The 15,772-nt window shown below is 38.4% G+C and carries 15 protein-coding genes; 2 read left to right on the plus strand and 13 right to left on the minus strand.

Annotated elements, in window-relative coordinates:
- Window positions 1-104 precede the first annotated feature (104 nt).
- Together PALPR_RS13125 and PALPR_RS13130 are read right to left on the minus strand one after the other, a co-directional pair.
- Window positions 105-548, minus strand: coding sequence for an RrF2 family transcriptional regulator (locus tag PALPR_RS13125; protein ID WP_013446128.1), 444 nt, complete (start codon window positions 546-548; stop codon window positions 105-107).
- A gap of 323 nt (window positions 549-871) precedes the next feature.
- Entirely contained in the window at window positions 872-1,735 is an 864-nt protein-coding gene (locus tag PALPR_RS13130; protein ID WP_013446129.1) for a VIT1/CCC1 transporter family protein, read from the minus strand.
- A 224-nt stretch (window positions 1,736-1,959) separates the two neighbouring features.
- Here PALPR_RS13130 and PALPR_RS13135 point away from each other — a divergent pair, with 224 nt between their 5' ends.
- Window positions 1,960-3,333, plus strand: coding sequence for a UDP-N-acetylmuramate--L-alanine ligase (locus PALPR_RS13135; protein ID WP_041620418.1), 1,374 nt, complete (start codon window positions 1,960-1,962; stop codon window positions 3,331-3,333).
- Window positions 3,334-3,343: 10 nt separating this feature from the next.
- Here the strand turns inward: PALPR_RS13135 and PALPR_RS13140 are convergent, their stop codons facing one another.
- The 11 genes from PALPR_RS13140 to PALPR_RS13180 form a co-directional block, all read right to left on the minus strand.
- The gene (locus PALPR_RS13140; RefSeq protein ID WP_013446131.1) at window positions 3,344-3,973 is read right to left on the minus strand and encodes a GyrI-like domain-containing protein; all 630 of its coding nucleotides are present in this window, start codon (window positions 3,971-3,973) and stop codon (window positions 3,344-3,346) included.
- Window positions 3,974-4,041: 68 nt separating this feature from the next.
- Complete coding sequence (locus PALPR_RS13145) at window positions 4,042-4,986, minus strand: AraC family transcriptional regulator (RefSeq protein ID WP_013446132.1); 945 nt, start codon at window positions 4,984-4,986, stop codon at window positions 4,042-4,044.
- A gap of 329 nt (window positions 4,987-5,315) precedes the next feature.
- The gene (locus tag PALPR_RS15845; protein WP_013446133.1) at window positions 5,316-5,462 is read right to left on the minus strand and encodes a lmo0937 family membrane protein; all 147 of its coding nucleotides are present in this window, start codon (window positions 5,460-5,462) and stop codon (window positions 5,316-5,318) included.
- 72 nt (window positions 5,463-5,534) lie between these two features.
- Window positions 5,535-6,176 carry a porin family protein gene (locus PALPR_RS13150; RefSeq protein WP_013446134.1) on the minus strand — a complete coding sequence of 214 codons (642 nt, stop codon included), beginning with the start codon at window positions 6,174-6,176 and terminating at the stop codon, window positions 5,535-5,537.
- A 14-nt stretch (window positions 6,177-6,190) separates the two neighbouring features.
- Window positions 6,191-6,376, minus strand: a complete 186-nt coding sequence (locus PALPR_RS13155; RefSeq protein WP_013446135.1) for a CsbD family protein — start codon at window positions 6,374-6,376, stop codon at window positions 6,191-6,193.
- A 232-nt stretch (window positions 6,377-6,608) separates the two neighbouring features.
- The gene (locus PALPR_RS15955; RefSeq protein WP_171805046.1) at window positions 6,609-6,776 is read right to left on the minus strand and encodes a Thivi_2564 family membrane protein; all 168 of its coding nucleotides are present in this window, start codon (window positions 6,774-6,776) and stop codon (window positions 6,609-6,611) included.
- Between the two features lie 52 nt (window positions 6,777-6,828).
- Complete coding sequence (locus PALPR_RS13160) at window positions 6,829-7,014, minus strand: Thivi_2564 family membrane protein (RefSeq protein ID WP_013446136.1); 186 nt, start codon at window positions 7,012-7,014, stop codon at window positions 6,829-6,831.
- Window positions 7,015-7,089: 75 nt separating this feature from the next.
- A complete protein-coding gene (locus PALPR_RS15550) occupies window positions 7,090-8,370 on the minus strand; it encodes an OmpA family protein (protein ID WP_013446137.1) in 1,281 nt (426 codons plus the stop codon).
- An 892-nt stretch (window positions 8,371-9,262) separates the two neighbouring features.
- Window positions 9,263-9,694, minus strand: a complete 432-nt coding sequence (locus PALPR_RS13170; protein ID WP_013446138.1) for a response regulator — start codon at window positions 9,692-9,694, stop codon at window positions 9,263-9,265.
- Window positions 9,694-12,432, minus strand: coding sequence for an ATP-binding protein (locus tag PALPR_RS15555; protein WP_013446139.1), 2,739 nt, complete (start codon window positions 12,430-12,432; stop codon window positions 9,694-9,696). Before PALPR_RS15555 ends, PALPR_RS13170 begins: the two co-directional genes overlap by 1 nt.
- Before the next feature lie 78 nt (window positions 12,433-12,510).
- On the minus strand, window positions 12,511-13,071 hold the full coding sequence (locus PALPR_RS13180; RefSeq protein WP_013446140.1) for a helix-turn-helix domain-containing protein: 561 nt from the start codon (window positions 13,069-13,071) through the stop codon (window positions 12,511-12,513).
- Between the two features lie 898 nt (window positions 13,072-13,969).
- Between PALPR_RS13180 and PALPR_RS13185 the strand changes: the two genes are divergently transcribed.
- Window positions 13,970-15,772: a hypothetical protein gene (locus PALPR_RS13185; RefSeq protein ID WP_013446142.1), complete on the plus strand. Its 1,803-nt coding sequence runs from the start codon at window positions 13,970-13,972 to the stop codon at window positions 15,770-15,772.

Below are 15,772 nucleotides of genomic sequence, written 5' to 3' on the forward strand. Positions count from 1 at the left end.
GTGCCGTATGTATTCGCATTTTTCGTATCATATTAATGCTATAATATTGGTAGCATTTAACTAGAAAAAATAATTGACAAGTTTAGAACAAGTCAATTAATAATTCAGTTTACAACTTCAGCAATTACTCCATTGCATTCATAATGAGTTTCTTCTATAATTTGCTCAAGATTTTTGCTTCGCAACATTTCAGCAAACTCGTTTTTAAATTCGTTCCAGTAATTGCGCCCTTTACAATCGTGCATGGATCTGTCGCAATATCCCAGATTATTTATGCATTCAATAACTATTATTTGTTCGAATGCTGTGTAGATATCAAGCATTGTAATATCTTTGGGTTCGCGTGTTAATCTGTAGCCGCTACCCCTTCCTTTACTATTGACTATTAGCCCTTTTAGTTTTAGCGATGAAATAATAGGGTCAAGATATTTCAATGATATGTTTTGGTTTTTGGCAATATCTTTTTGGAGCATACCATTGGCATCAGTGGAGCTGGCAATTTCTATCATTGTTCGTAAACCATACCGTATTTTTGTGTTAATTCTCATTTGCTTCAGGTTTGTGATGCAAATTTATATCATAATTTCGCATGCTACCACTTTGGTAGCATTAATTAATGTTTGTTGTATGAAATTAATCTATATTAAATAAATTGGGTCTTTAATGAGGCAAATAATGTGTTCTTTTACATAACAAAGGTTCTTATCATACAATAAGAACCTTTGTTGTTAAGCACCATTCATTTTTGTTCTGCTAGAGTCTTTCTTATTTCTGAGATGTACTTCTGCATTACAATCCATTGGGAGGACTAAATAATAGGTGCCATTTTTAAATTTATAATAGCTTAACAATAAGCTAACATGTTACTCCATCAAATATTCACACCAAGCATTAATTTGAGTCCATATCCAACAAGAAAAGAGAAAGTCGCTACACCTAAACTTATAAAAGTCATTTCGAAAAAACGAGCCTTGAAATTTAAATCTTTGGCCACTGAGATATAATAATTAAAACAGAAAATAATTAATACAGCCGTTGCAAGCGTGATTATCAATGCAATAAATGGACTGGTTAGAAGCAAAAACGGAAGTATCAACAGAATTACGGTAAAAAAGTAAGCTACACCTGTGTAAACAGCCGACTTTTTTGCTTTTTCGTCTCCTTCGGCTTTAGATGATAAATAATCTGACGAAGCCATAGAAAGAGCCGCCGAAATACCTGTTACCAAACCTACGAGTGATATGACTCTGGTATCGCTAAGTGCCAATGTAAACCCGGCCAGTGCTCCTGTAAGTTCAACCAATGCATCGTTTAATCCCAACACTATGGACCCTACATACTTTAGCCCTTCTTCGTCGAGCATATTGAGTAGTTCTTTTTCGTGCCTTTTTTCATCTTCCGATATTTGTTTGGTTTCCGGAAAATCTACAGCCAGATCGTCGTATGTTTTTGATCCTGTTCCCTCTTTTTTTTCCATCAGTTTTAGTACGAACGACAATCCTAGGAAACGCGCCATTGTCACAGTCTTGAATATTTTCCAACCATCGGGCTGTATGTCAACGCCTGTTTTCGATCTCCAGTATTCGGAATGTTTTTTCTCTTCATTGCCTATTCTTCGGAGCACTTCGGCATTATTTTTATCTGTTGCTCTGTCTGCGAGTTGCGTATAGATATGATACTCGGTAATTTCAGCCCGTTGAGCCGATATCGCCATTTTTTGCCATTTTGATTCCATATTGATTGAGTTTACATTATTGACTTTCTGTTTGATAGCACAAAAATAATGAGAATTATTATTTCACCGAAGTTTCTGGCGGAATAATAATTCTATACGCTAATTCACAAAATCTATCACTACAACCAAAAATATAAATGCAGTTCGGGATTGTTTTGTGTAAACCCCATTTTTTAATTACTTTTGAATGTCATATTAAGAAAACAATATCTTTACATAGCTTTATGAATATCAATCAATTCAATAACATATTCTTTATCGGTGTAGCCGGTACCGGTATGAGTGCCATTGCTCAATATCTACGGGGTGTAGGCAAAAATGTAAGTGGTAGCGATCGCTATTTTTTACCTGATACCTATAACGAAACCCGTGAGAAACTGGAAGCAGAGGGCATTCTGTGTTTTTTGCAGGATGGAAGCGGCATTACCGCCCAAACCGATTTGGTGGTAGCGTCTACCGCCATAGAGGATACCGTTTTTGAAGTGCAAAAGGCCAAGGAGCTAAACATTCCCATTCTGCGGCGTTCGGAAGTGCTGGCACTGATAGCTGAAAGCAAGAAAACGATAGCGGTAGGAGGTACTTCGGGAAAGAGCACTACTTCTGCTATGATTTTTGATATCATGCAATATGCTGGACTGGAACCTAGTATCATAAGCGGTGCCGGGCTGACCAGCATTATCCGCGAAGGAAAAATAGGAAATGCCAAAGTGGGCAAAGGCGAATGGCTGGTGATAGAAGCCGACGAGAGTGATGGCTCTATCGTGCAATATCACCCCGAAATAGGTTTGCTGCTTAATATTGATAAAGATCATCAGGAGATTGATGAGCTGATGGAGATTTTTGGGACTTTCCGCGATAATACGAAAGAGATTTTTATCACCAACCGATCCAATAAACTTGCTGCGAAACTTTCAGTAGCAGCGGCCAATGATTTTGCAACAGCAGCGAGCGAAGGTGCAGGTTACACGGGTACGGACTTTGTGCAGAATGGCTTGCATATTCAGTTTAGTATCAATGGCACTACAATAAAGATGAACACCGTGGGAGCGCATAATATGGAGAACGCGTTGGCGGCACTGGCGGTAGTACACCGCTTGGGAGTGAGCTTTGATACGGCTGCCGAAGCGTTGACACAATACGAAGGAATTTATCGCCGCCACCAGATTATCGGCGAAAAGCATGGTGTGTTGCTAATTGACGACTACGCGCATAATCCGGCTAAATGTGCTGCTTCTATTGCGGCCTGTCAGCCGGTAGCGCCGAAGTTAATCGCATGGTTTCAGCCGCATGGTTATAAACCTACCCGTTTTTTGCGCGATGATTTTGTACACGATATTGCTGCCGTTTTACGCCCTCAGGACGAAATATGGATGAGCGAAATCTTTTATGCAGGTGGTTCGGCTGTGAAAGATATTTCGGCTAATGACCTGATAGAAGACCTGAAAAAGCTTGGCAAAAATGCTTTTTTTGTAGAAAACAGAAACAACCTGACAGAAGCCATAAAACCGCATCTCGAAGCGCAAACGGTTTTACTGCTTATGGGAGCCAGGGATCCTAGCCTGGAAGTATTTGCCAAAGAGGTTTTCGATAAATTGTAGAAGCAATTATTTAATGGTCAACGACTGTAAACCGAAGGATTGTTTTTAATTTTTCCGGGGCTGTCTTTCGGGCATCTTTCAGGTAAATTTCCCGATGTATTTTACTTTTTCGGTTCAATCCGTTGGCTTCGGCATAAGCTTCCATGCGGGCAAAGCTCGCAGGCTCATCGTCGAAACTTCCTGTATGAAGCATTTGCACACAATTGCCTTCGGTAATGGTTTCAAAATTTACGTTCGAGAACAGAGGATGCGGTTTCTTTTTAGCAACGCGTTCAATGACTTCTGCTGCGAACTCGGGTGTGACAAATTCTGGCTGACGAATCATTAGGTTGAAAACCAGTGCATCTTTGTCCAGTATTTCCATTGATTTTGCGCGGGCTTCCTCTTTCAAATCCCATACACCTTCGAGCGGATATATACTGTATTCAAAATATCCATCGGGAGCAAGGCCTTGTCTGGGGGACATTTTTACGCCATACGACAGCGCATATAAAACGCTGATATACTCTCCAAATTCAGGGCTGTTCGGATTTCCTTCACCCCGAATACTGAAAAAATTCATTGCCGGAATGCTTATCTTTTCAGGTTCACCTTTTGGAGCATAAAACTGTTTTTCTGATTTTTTCCAATCGTGTTTCATACATAATAAATAAGAATCCCTAGAGGGGAATATGATATTATAATCATTTTCCCCTCTAGGGATGGGTGTTACATACTTTTTACCGGTATACAAATGTCCAGCACAAATTTATGCTCGGGATGATTTTCAGGGTCGGCATAATAATACTCATACGGATTTCCTTCGCCGGGTTCGTAGCCGCTTTCGGTCATCCACACACACATGGTGTTCCATGCATTTTCAAATTCGGTTACGTCAATCTCGAAATGACCAACGGCATATCGTCCGCCTTTGATAGTTAGTTTAGCAATTTCTCCTTCTACAGCCACCTCTTTATCTACCACCAGACAGGCGCTCTGGCGTACTTTTCCTATTTCTGTCACCGACGGATCGTCGTGATAAACGGTTGCCGTGTGCGAGTCTTTGCCTATCAATCCGCGTGGCCCGGCAAATTGCATTAGTTTGGTATACGCAAGGTGAATCTCATTAAATGCACCAGTGTGCCTACAATAAATAGCCTGCATATCAGGCAATTCTTTTACAATAACATTTGTTTCCATAATAACCATTTGTTTTAAATTTACGGAGCAAAGTTCGTTGTTTAGAGGCACATAGATTTGATTTTTCTTGCTGAGCGGTTGACCATTCTTGCTATAATAAATACCGTCTTTTACTATAATCGGTTGTTCTATTTTTCGGTAAGCGGTGGCACTCATGCCAAAATGCTTTCGGAACGTACGCGCAAACAGAGCCATGCTGCTGAATCCGCAGTCGAATACAATATCCGAAATACTTTTGCGAGGAGCATCTTTCAGTTGTTGAGCTGCTTTTTCTATCCGAATCCGCAGGCAAAAATCGGCAGGTGTTTCGCCGGTCAGCGCACAGAATATGCGATGAAAATGAAAAGGAGAGAAATGGGCGATTTGTGCTAACCTGTCAAGATTAACCTGTTCGTAATAATGGTTGTCGATGTATTCCATCACCCGATTGATACGTGAAATGTATTCCGTTCTGCTTTGTTGTTGAATATTCATTTGTTCGGTTTTGCGTATGCAAACATAGTCAATTGTATGAAAACGGAATTGATTTTTCTTGCGAAATATAGCTGTATTCAATCTGTTTGTTTTCGTTTTTTGATGTTTATTGTTTTGTTGAGAATATTTAAAAGGGTGTCGAACCGAATTTTACTTACCTAATGCAGCTTTATTAATTTGTATAGCTTTAGATTCCAATTAAATCCATTGGAACTGAGGAATTTTTTAATGTGTTGAAAACAGGAGTGCTTCATCAATTACTATGGTAGTTGATGAAGCACTATAAAAATTTGATATTGAGAATTCGGAAATGAATATCGGTCTCTTCTCTATTTTCCCCGTATCAATCGGAAAAGTATCGAAATGATGGCGATGACGAGTAGTATGTGAATAATTCCGCCCAAGCTGAATGCAAAGAAGCCGATAGCCCAGAGGATAATGAGTATTAATGCTATTGTATAAAGTAGATTGCTCATAATGAATAATGTTTAAGTGTTTGTTGTCGTTTTTTATTGAAAGTGTGTTTTCTAAATCGGTATGCCCGTTTGTTACAAAACGGAGATGGACAAATAAAAACTAATGACTCCGTTGAGGGAATTGGGAATTGTGTAGTTGCCTGCTGGCGAAGTTCTCGTTTTTCCAATTCTGGTTAGTCCCAGGTTGTATCGCATACCCATTGTTATTGTGTTGATGTCAACACCTGTACCCACCGAAATTCCGGCATCAATCCGGTTGAAATTGTCTTTGTTCATGTTCTGCTCAAAATCGAACAGGTTTACATTTGCTTTGTTGGTGACCTTGCTGTCAATTAAGCAAGCAACATACGGTCCGGCTTGTATATTCAACTGTTTACCGATATTTATTACACAGAGCAAGGGTATTTCCACATAGGTCAGGTTGAAATTGACAGAACCATCTGCTTGCAAATTGTTGTAGGTAATGGTCGATCCTTTGCTGCTAAGGAGTAATTCCGGGCGGAAAGCAAAAATGGTACTCACCGGTATTTTGGCAAACAAACCGGCGAAATAACCGGGTATGATATCCGATTTCAATGCGCCGGTGGTATAAAGACTTGATAGATTTACAGCTCCTGTAATGCCTATTTCCGCCGGGTTGGGTGCGTGTCCGCTACAGGGGAAAAATTCTCCTGAAGCGAATAAGAGACCGACAAGCAGAATGACTTTTTTCATTTATTGCAGGAGTATCAGAGTGCCGATATGATTTTGTGAAGTTCATCTTTCGTTTTGCCTAGTTTTATTTGCAGGCGCCCGAGCATTTCTTCTTTTTTTCCTTCGGAGAACATTACATCGTTGTCGGTGAGTGCCGCAAATTTCTGTTTAAGTTTTCCTTTTTGTTCGTCCCAGTTTCCTTTTATTTCGGTAGTATTCATGATAGTTTGTTTTATTTGTCGGATGAATTTCCGCTGTACAAAGGTGGGCAGTTTTGCGGCGGTTTCTCTTACACAATTTGCCGAAAGAGTTACAACATTCACACATTGCCTGCGGCTGTTTGTACTTTTATTGGGAGTGTCATTATAATAGAAAGCGCTACCATTCGGGAAAACCGAACGATAACGCTAACTTCAGGTTTAGGGTTATTGGTTATAATAGCATTTTGCAACTTTACCGGAATATTATATCGTTATATTTCAAAAACGATATAATGGCTACAATCACAACTACTACACTTATGATTCTTCGGGCGTAGCTGCTTATAGGCATAAGTGTATTGATAGCCCATAGGATAATGATAAACGCACTGACTGATATAAATATGTTTAGTTGTGACATAATATTTGTTTTTTAGAGTTGAATATTAATATGTTCCGGTTTGTAATTATTTTTATACATGAACATTGGTCAGATAGCTAAAAAGCCCGAAAACCTTAAGAAGCCATATAACAGTAATAACTACAACTACGATATTGAAGATGTTTTTAATTTTGTGATCCATGGGGATGTACGTATTGACTGCCCATAGAAGAACACCGACAATAATAATGACTAATAATATCGTTAATAGTGGCATAATAAATGAATTTAAAGGATTAATAAATAGTTGAACTTTTCAATTACCAGGAACATATTAATAAAAAGCTATGTTCTATTTCGAAATTTGAAATTCTACCCTACGATTTGCCTGACGACCTTTATCTGTATTATTGTTTGCTACAGGATCTTTCTCGCCATAACCGGTGATAGTAACACTTGAAGCTGGAACGCCTTTGTTCAATAAATAGATTCTAACCGAATTAGCACGTTTTACCGACAAGATTTGATTGTATTCTTCGGTTCCGATATAGTCGGTATAACCGGCTACGCTCAATCGTACTTTGGCCGATTTGTCTTTCAACGTTAAAGCGATTTGATCTAAAGTAGCATACGAATTTGTGGTAAGCTTATCAGAACCAAATTCAAATTCAATATTTTGAAAAGATGATTTTAGCACGCCCGGTTCATTGCTTCTACTGTTGGAAATAGAATCTAAATCATCGTTCATTTTTTTTATTTTTGCATTGAGCGAGTCGTTTTTAGCTTCGAGAGCATTTAGTCGGTTGATTGTTTCGATGGTATTATCTTTCACAATCTTTTCGATGATTACCGGAGCTGGTTGAGGATAGTATTCACACATGCTTATGTTGCGTGCATGTTGTTTGCTTCCGGTAGCTCCGAATTTAAATTTCAGACCAATAGTAGCCGTTAATGCATCACTATTTCCTTTTGACATGGTATAACCTCCTAAGTTTGTTCTGTCGTAATAACGATATTGAACTTCACCACCTAAAGCGATGGTTCTGCTTATGTTGTATTCCAGATTTAAACCCAGTTTAGCCATAGGTGTTTCGGGTACGCCATCGCCTAAATCCCGTGAGTCAACAATCACATTGCCGGTGGCATCTGTTAGTTTGAACTGATAGAAACCCAGCCCTACACCGGCATCGCCATAGATGTTCATTTTACTCCAGAAAGCAGTTCTGTTTGGAACTAATAAGTTCATCAGATTAATGGAAGCATACATCAACACATCGTGCGTACGACCTTCCAGATTTCCTGTTTGGGTTGCATTAAGCTGATAATCGTGTCCGTACGGATTGTACATGTATTCCACACCCAGTCCGATAAGCGGATTAATACTGTATTCAAGGTTTCCGCCGAGAATCAGATGAAATTGATCACCGCGGGTAAGAGCTCCGGGGGCTACACGGAAATAGTTGGTACCACCTTTGATTCCGAACGACCAGTGTGATACGGGTGTAAATTCGCACATCGTAGAGTTTTTGACTACCGACACTTGTGCAGGAACAGTTGTATTCACGTCCTGAGCAGCACTGTAACCAACGGCAACAGTTGTAAGCAATAAGCTTAGAAAAAGTTTCTTCTTCATTGTTTTTGTTTTTTATAATTGATTTCTTTCGGGATTTTACGGGTGCATTCAACAAAAATCGGATGTGGTATTACGACTTCGTTTTACTTAATGACAAAGGTAGGGGATGCGTACAGGCTGAATCTTACACAATTCAGGATAAGACTTGCAACATTCACACATTATCAGTGAACAGTGAACAGTGATCAGTGAACAGTGATCAGTTATCAGTGAACAGATTTTGAATATTGGGAAGGCAACAAATTCCTTTTAAAAGGCAACAAGGAGGGAAAGAAGGGTTGTTTTCTAGGACTTTAGACGGTTTTAATCGCTGCTCAGATGAGAATATTTACTCCGCAGCTGACTTTTTTTGCTCCTCAGATTGGTATAATTTCATTTTAGATTGGATATATTGCTCCTCAGATTGCTTTTATTTTGTTTTAGTTGGGTTCTATTGCTTCTCAGATGGGTAAAATATTGTCTCAGATTGGTATTATTTCATTTTAGATTGGGTAAATTGCTTCTCAGATGGATAAAATATTGTCTCAGATTACTTTTAATTTGTTTTAGTTTGGTTCTATTGCTTCTCAGATTCGTTTTATTTCAATTTAGATGACTTATATTGCTCCTCAGATGGAAAAATATTGTCTCAGATTGCTTTTATTTCATTTTAGATTGGGTAAATTGCTTCTCAGATTCTCAAAATATTAATTTAGATTGGTATAATTTCATTTTAGATTGGAAAAATTACTCCTCAGATGAGTCTCAGATTCGTTCTGTAGGGTGGTAGTTTTGGAATATAAAAAAGCGTTGCCACACAATTAAGTGGACAACGCTCCAAATCATAAAGTGCTTGTGCTTATTTTATAAATCAATAGAACTATCAATTATCAACTATCAATTATCAACTAACCTACATTCGGTCCATATACCAGCTCAGTTCCTTTTCCAGCTTTTGGTATTTAAAAATATTGGTAATGATTTTCTGCAAACGCATAAAGGCAGTCTCGCTTTTTACCACATAATCGAAAGCACTATGGTGCATACATTCGATGGCAACATCTATTTTATCCTGCTGCGACAGCATGATTACCGGAATATCCGGATTGATCGCTTTTATTCTATCGAGTGTCTCGATGCCGTTCATGGCGGTTTTATCGATGCTGTCAAAGAAATAGTCGAGCACAATAATATCCGGATTGTGCGACAGGTTTTCCAGACAAAGTTCACCTGTTACATAGGTTTCGATACTGAAATCGGCTCGTTGCAAAAAGTCAATCTCCAACGATCTTAAGAAAAGGGCATCATCATCGACCAGAAAAAGTTTAATTTTTTCGCTTTTCATCAGTTTTTACTTTTTATCATATTATATTCTTCTTCCAATTCTTTACAGGCCTGACTGCAAATATCTCCAAGCTTCATCACCAACTCTTGTATGCCGTCGGCTTGTTGCTCGGCAATGGCGTAATCCTGTATTTTTCGTGCCATATTCTCAAAATCGGCATTGATACCCATAATGGAAAAGGATGGAATCATTTTGTGCACTGCTAAATGCAGGCTGTTCCAGTCTTTTTCTTCCAGACTTTTTTTCATGGCGCTGATAAGCGGCGGTGTTTGTTCCAGATACAGCGAAATCATTTCCATCATCAATGTGGGATTTGATTTGGTTCGGGTATTGAGGTACCTCAAATCGATACATCGTATTATTTTCAGATTGCTCACTACTTCTTCCACTTCTTTTTCCAGAGTTTCGATTACCACGGTTTTCTTAACCAATCCTATTATTTTAGAATAGAGTATCCGCTCATCTACCGGTTTAGCTATATAATCGTTCATCCCCACGTACTTGCATTTATCCAGATCTACCGTAGTAACATCGGCCGTCAGAGCAATAATTGGAATATCCGAATGCATTGTATTTCGGATATAATCCGTAGCTTCGAAGCCGTTCATTTCGGGCATCTGCAAGTCCATCAGAATTATGTCGTAGTTTTTGTTTTTCATTTTCTCAATGGCTATTCGTCCATTGTCGGCAATATCACGTTCAAAACCAAAATCATCCAACAGCGTTTTCATTAAAAGTTGATTGAGTGGTATATCTTCCACCACTAACACCTTCAAGTCTTTAATTTCATCGTCGGGTTCTTCAGCAATGATTTCTTCTGTAGCTTGTTGGCTTGTTCTCTGAAAATTCAGCGTAAAACTGAAAGTTGAGCCTTCGTTGATTTCACTCGTTACGTGTATGGATCCGCCCTGCGATTCTACCAATTGCTTAACAATGGCAAGTCCCAGCCCGGTGCCGCCGTACAAACGGGAGGTACCACTGGAAGCCTGTTGGAAATTTTCAAAAATTTTACCGATTTTTTCTTCCGAAATACCAATTCCGGTGTCTTTGATAGAAAATTGAACGCTGGCACTGTCATCGTTATTGGACAGTAAGCGTACGCTCACATATATTTTACCTTTTCCTGTGAATTTTACGGCATTGCTCATCAGGTTCAGAATGATCTGGTGCAAACGAACAGGATCGCCAACCAATACGTCCGGAATTGTTTTATCGTAATCAACCACCAGTTTCAGATTCTTTTCCAGAATTTTAGTTTCAAACAAATGGAGCATAGCCGAAATGGATAGTTCCATTTTAAACGGAATTTTTTCAAATACCATTTTACCTGCATCTACTTTGGCCAGGTCGAGTATATCGTTAATCAGTACAATCAACGCATCGCCGCTCATTTTTATGGCAGACAAGTATTCCTTTTGCTTAGCTGTGAGTTCAGATTTCAGCAATACCTTTGTGAAACCAACGATGGCATTCATGGGGGTACGAATCTCGTGACTCATGTTGGACAGAAACTGTTGTTTGGCTTTCACAGCCGTTTCGGCTATCTGGGTAGAGCTCTCGGCTTTGGTTTTAGCTATCTCGGCTATTTCGGTGGCCATTTCGGCAAACACGATGGCTTCGTTCAACTGTGTTTCTATTTTTTTCTGATCGGTGATATCGCGCGCTACTACCACCACGCCCTGTACATTTCCTCTATCATCTTTATACACCGAACCGTTGAATAAAACATCGGTCAGTTTTCCATCGCGTATAGTGAGTGGAAAATCAGTGACAAAACCATTGGCAAAAACGTCTTTATACACTTCTTTGGCTTTATCCGGTTCAGTGAAATAATCGAAAAAATCGGTTCCGATTATCTCTTCCCTGCTCATGCCCGTAATTTTTACCGAAGCGTTGTTTAAATCGGTAATTTTTCCTTCCAGGTTGATGGTAAACAACGGGTCGCGACTGGCTTCGATTAGGCTTCGTGAGTATTGCGAGGCCAGTTTCAGCGAATAGCTGAAAGCTTCAAGCTCTTTGGCGGCAGTTTCGCGTTTTTCTTTTTCTTCGGTCTGAAATACGAGTTCTTTGTCGGCGATAATTAATTCGGCGGCGCGCTTTTCCTTTTCTCCGGTCTGAAATACCAATTCTTTATCGGCAATTTTCAGTTCGGCGGCACGTTTCATTTTCTCGCCTGCCTGATAGGCTAATTCTTTGTCGGCTATAATTAACTCGGCAGCACGTTTTTCTTTTTCTTTGTTCTGAAATACCAGTTCTTTGTTGGCCAGAATTAATTCTGCCGCACGCTTTTCCTTTTCGTTATTTAGAAATAACAGTTCTTTGTTGGCAATCACCAGTTCTTTGTTGGCATTACGCAGCTCTATAGCCCATTTTTGCTCCTCTACGTCTCTTGCCACCAATAGCGCTCCCAATACGTTTCCTTCCGCATCCGTGTAAACAGAGCCATTGAAAAGTACATCGGTCAGTTTTTTGTCGACACTGCAGAATGTCAGTGGGCAGTCTTTCACAGAACCTTTGGCAAACACCCTCTTATAGACAGCTTTTGCTTTATTCGGTTCTGTGAAATAATCGAAGAAATTGCTGCCGATAAGTTTATCGCGGTCAACCCCCGTAATAGTAACTTTTGCCTGGTTCATATCCGTTATTTTTCCATCAATATCGATGGTTATAAGCGGATCCAGGCTTGCTTCTATTAAGCTGCTGGCATATTGAGATTCATGTTTGTTTGTTCTTTGCATATTTTATTTATATCTGTAACCGATAACCGATAACTGTTCACTGATAACTGCTCACTGCTCACTGCTCACTGTTCACTGTCAAATATCCTCTATCTGATTTCGTCGTTTTACTTTGAGTTGTTTAAAGTGCGAAGGTGAAAGTCCGGTGACCTTTTTAAACTGATTGGAAAGGTGCGCTACACTGCTGTAGTTCATCTTCCAGGCTATTTCCGTAATGTTAAGTTCGTCGTAAATGATCAGTTCTTTGATGCGTTCTATCTTATGATCAATGATAAAATGCTCGATAGTACTTCCCTGTACTTCCGAGAACAAATTAGCCAGGTATGTGTAATCGTGTTTTAGTTTATCGCTGAGGTAGTCGGAAAAATTGACCTTGATAGGCTCATCCGCGTAATGCACCATTTCCACGATTATATTTTTTATTTTTTCAATGAGAACAGCCCGTTTGTCGTCCATCAGCTCCAGTCCGGCATCCAGTAAGCCTGTTTTCAGTTTTTCGCGTTGGTCTACGGTAATGTTTTCCATCACCTCCACTTCGCCCAGTTCTACTACAATGAAGTGCAGTCCCAGTTTTTTCAGTTCCTCTTTCACCGCCATTTTACAGCGGGTACTCACCATATATTTGATATATAACTTCAAGATAAATTGTTTTAAAAGATATTTTGGTAAAGGTACGTTAGTTTAATTCTAATCTATTACAAAACTTTGAAAATAAGTTACATAATTCACACATTTCAGTGAGCAGTTATCAGTGAACAGTTATCAGTGAACAGTTATCAGTGAACAGTTATCAGTGAACAGTCATCAATCCGTTGTTTGGCTTGCACAGTTTTCTGCACAGTTTCATGTTACATTCTCAGATAAACTAATTTCGATCATGCACTTAGCGTTACCTACAGTAATAACTATTGAAATAAAAGTATGCACTATTGGAATAACAGTGCGTACTATTAGAGTAACAGTGTATACTGTTAGAGTAAAAGTATATACTAATGGAGTATCAGTGTACACTGTTGGAGTAACAGTATACACTATTAGAGTAACAGTGCGTACTATTAGAGTAATAGTATACACTATTGGAGTAACAGTATGCACTACTAGAGTAACAGTGTATACTATTAAAGTAAAAGTATATACTAATAGAGTATCAGTGTACACTGTTGGAGTAACAGTATACACTATTAGAGCAACAGTGTATACTATTGGAGTCCCCGCCCTTTAGGGTTTTCTGCACAGCGGGTCTATTCAATAAACTGTGTCAGAAAAGATAATTCATTGATAGGCTATCTTTAGCCAAAAATTGACTCTATTCAAATTAATAGAATAAATACTGGTTAATGTGAAATAAAGTTTTTATCTTTGGCATGGAATTTTAATTAAAATCAAGAAGTGCCCATGATTACGATAGTTCGGTGCAAGTAAACAATTCCTAAATATATCTGTAAGATTAAAATAGTTTTTATAGTATTTTCAGAACGATATAAGCACAATAAAAATATAAAGATAAATTTTGCAATCAGAGAAGAAGTAAATAATAATGAGAACAAAAAAAGGAATGATATTAACTATCTTGTTAATAAGTTGTCTTCAGTCGTGCATCTACGATACCAGCTTTATGTCGGAAGTAGATATAAAAAAGCCGAACACTTATCATCAATTAGATATTACCTTGTCATCAACCAAAGATTCAATAGTAATATTTGGCCCCACTAACTTTAACTTTAACGTCAATACCTACGGTTTGAGGTTTAATGCCGGTGTACTGAAATACTTGAATGTGAACCAACCTTTCGAACAATCTACGGGAAGTTTTACAATCAACCCAGATATTAAGAATGAAAACTGGTTTGATTTGACAATTGATTTTTATGCTTGTACTGGATCTGGAAGTATTGCAGATAGACTGAAAGCTGAAAACTATTTGGGAAGTAGAACATGGAAAGTCAGATATTTAAATTTAAAGACCTTTGATTATCATTTTCAAAATAACATTACCGCCGATAGTATAGCTCAGGTTTTCTGGATTAAACCTAAGGAAGCCCCATCAACGATAGGTGTCGTGTATAAAGGGTATTCAACTAAACTGACTGTTACAAGGGTTTCGGGAGATACACTTTTTTATTCCGACAATGATTATTGTGGTGGATATCAGAATTATGAATTAAATGTGTCAGTAAATAGTAATGAACAAATAGAGTTTGGCACGAATATCAATTATCCATATCCAGAATTTATTATAACTCCGATTAGGTTTGATAGTTGTTTGGTAACTTGGACTCCAAGCCCTATAAAACGATATTACAAGTTATCGAACAAATATGCAGGATTTGGTAACTCGTTTAAAGATTTGGCTTTACCTGGAGTGGATATTAACTACAATTTGTCGACTTATCCAGCTAATTATACTTCCTCTTCTTCATATCGTGCATATATATGGACAACATATGTACAGGGTGTAAAAGCTGATTATAATTGGGCTTATTCAAATGTAAAAGACAAGTTTGTATTGTCTAAAGCAATTCCTAAATATCCTGGACTAATATGGAGTGATTACTCGCTACCGCCTTATGATAGAAAAGTAGATGGATTTGGGGTGGAGTATTTATTAGTGGGGAATAATGCTGGAACTCATTTTGTAGGGATTTTAAATAATGTACTGCATGTTTTTGATGAGAATCTGACAGATATTCGACAAATCACATTGGAGTCCAGACCTGAAACAGTATCCTTATATTACGTTCAAATGACCGACAACGGTTGTTTCGTGTGTTTTAATAATTACAGGGAATTCACAATGTACAATATTGGTTCGGATCCAACTTGGCAAAGATTTACATTTATGCCAAATTTAGATAATGCTAGTACAATCACTATTCCTATGACAATCACAAGCCTCACTGCCGACGGGCATTATGCAGCTATATGTGGTGAAAAAAACTTATATATCTATGATGTGAGCGATCATCAACATGCAACAATTGTATTTTCTACACCCCGTTCAAATGCGTATTCTGTATTAGCTAATCGACTCAATAAAAGTGAATTGATTGTCACCGCAAAGGATAAGATTGAGGTGCGTTCATGTCCGGACTTTCAATTAAAGAAGCAACTTGTACTTAATGGAATGGGTGACTTTAATATAATGAATGTTGATAGCTACAGTAATATATTATTAGTAAGTTCTTCGAGCTATTATCACTTTATTGATCTGGGAACTATGAAAGAAATATTTCGATTTACGTTAGGTGGAAATCCATACTATGGATATGATGGGCGATTGTACAGAAAACAATTTTTTATGGGTGGCACTAAAACGGATATGACTCCTTATTTGAAATAA

Source organism: Paludibacter propionicigenes WB4, from assembly GCF_000183135.1.
GTDB lineage: Bacteria > Bacteroidota > Bacteroidia > Bacteroidales > Paludibacteraceae > Paludibacter > Paludibacter propionicigenes.

What these genes read in the sequence shown, in the direction of transcription:
- PALPR_RS13125 (WP_013446128.1), bottom strand. Translation starts at nt 548, where the DNA reads ATGAGAATTAACACAAAAATACGGTATGGTTTACGAACAATGATAGAA.
- PALPR_RS13130 (WP_013446129.1), bottom strand. Translation starts at nt 1,735, where the DNA reads ATGGAATCAAAATGGCAAAAAATGGCGATATCGGCTCAACGGGCTGAA.
- PALPR_RS13135 (WP_041620418.1), top strand. Translation starts at nt 1,960, where the DNA reads ATGAATATCAATCAATTCAATAACATATTCTTTATCGGTGTAGCCGGT.
- PALPR_RS13140 (WP_013446131.1), bottom strand. Translation starts at nt 3,973, where the DNA reads ATGAAACACGATTGGAAAAAATCAGAAAAACAGTTTTATGCTCCAAAA.
- PALPR_RS13145 (WP_013446132.1), bottom strand. Translation starts at nt 4,986, where the DNA reads ATGAATATTCAACAACAAAGCAGAACGGAATACATTTCACGTATCAAT.
- PALPR_RS15845 (WP_013446133.1), bottom strand. Translation starts at nt 5,462, where the DNA reads ATGAGCAATCTACTTTATACAATAGCATTAATACTCATTATCCTCTGG.
- PALPR_RS13150 (WP_013446134.1), bottom strand. Translation starts at nt 6,176, where the DNA reads ATGAAAAAAGTCATTCTGCTTGTCGGTCTCTTATTCGCTTCAGGAGAA.
- PALPR_RS13155 (WP_013446135.1), bottom strand. Translation starts at nt 6,376, where the DNA reads ATGAATACTACCGAAATAAAAGGAAACTGGGACGAACAAAAAGGAAAA.
- PALPR_RS15955 (WP_171805046.1), bottom strand. Translation starts at nt 6,776, where the DNA reads ATGTCACAACTAAACATATTTATATCAGTCAGTGCGTTTATCATTATC.
- PALPR_RS13160 (WP_013446136.1), bottom strand. Translation starts at nt 7,014, where the DNA reads ATGCCACTATTAACGATATTATTAGTCATTATTATTGTCGGTGTTCTT.
- PALPR_RS15550 (WP_013446137.1), bottom strand. Translation starts at nt 8,370, where the DNA reads ATGAAGAAGAAACTTTTTCTAAGCTTATTGCTTACAACTGTTGCCGTT.
- PALPR_RS13170 (WP_013446138.1), bottom strand. Translation starts at nt 9,694, where the DNA reads ATGAAAAGCGAAAAAATTAAACTTTTTCTGGTCGATGATGATGCCCTT.
- PALPR_RS15555 (WP_013446139.1), bottom strand. Translation starts at nt 12,432, where the DNA reads ATGCAAAGAACAAACAAACATGAATCTCAATATGCCAGCAGCTTAATA.
- PALPR_RS13185 (WP_013446142.1), top strand. Translation starts at nt 13,970, where the DNA reads ATGAGAACAAAAAAAGGAATGATATTAACTATCTTGTTAATAAGTTGT.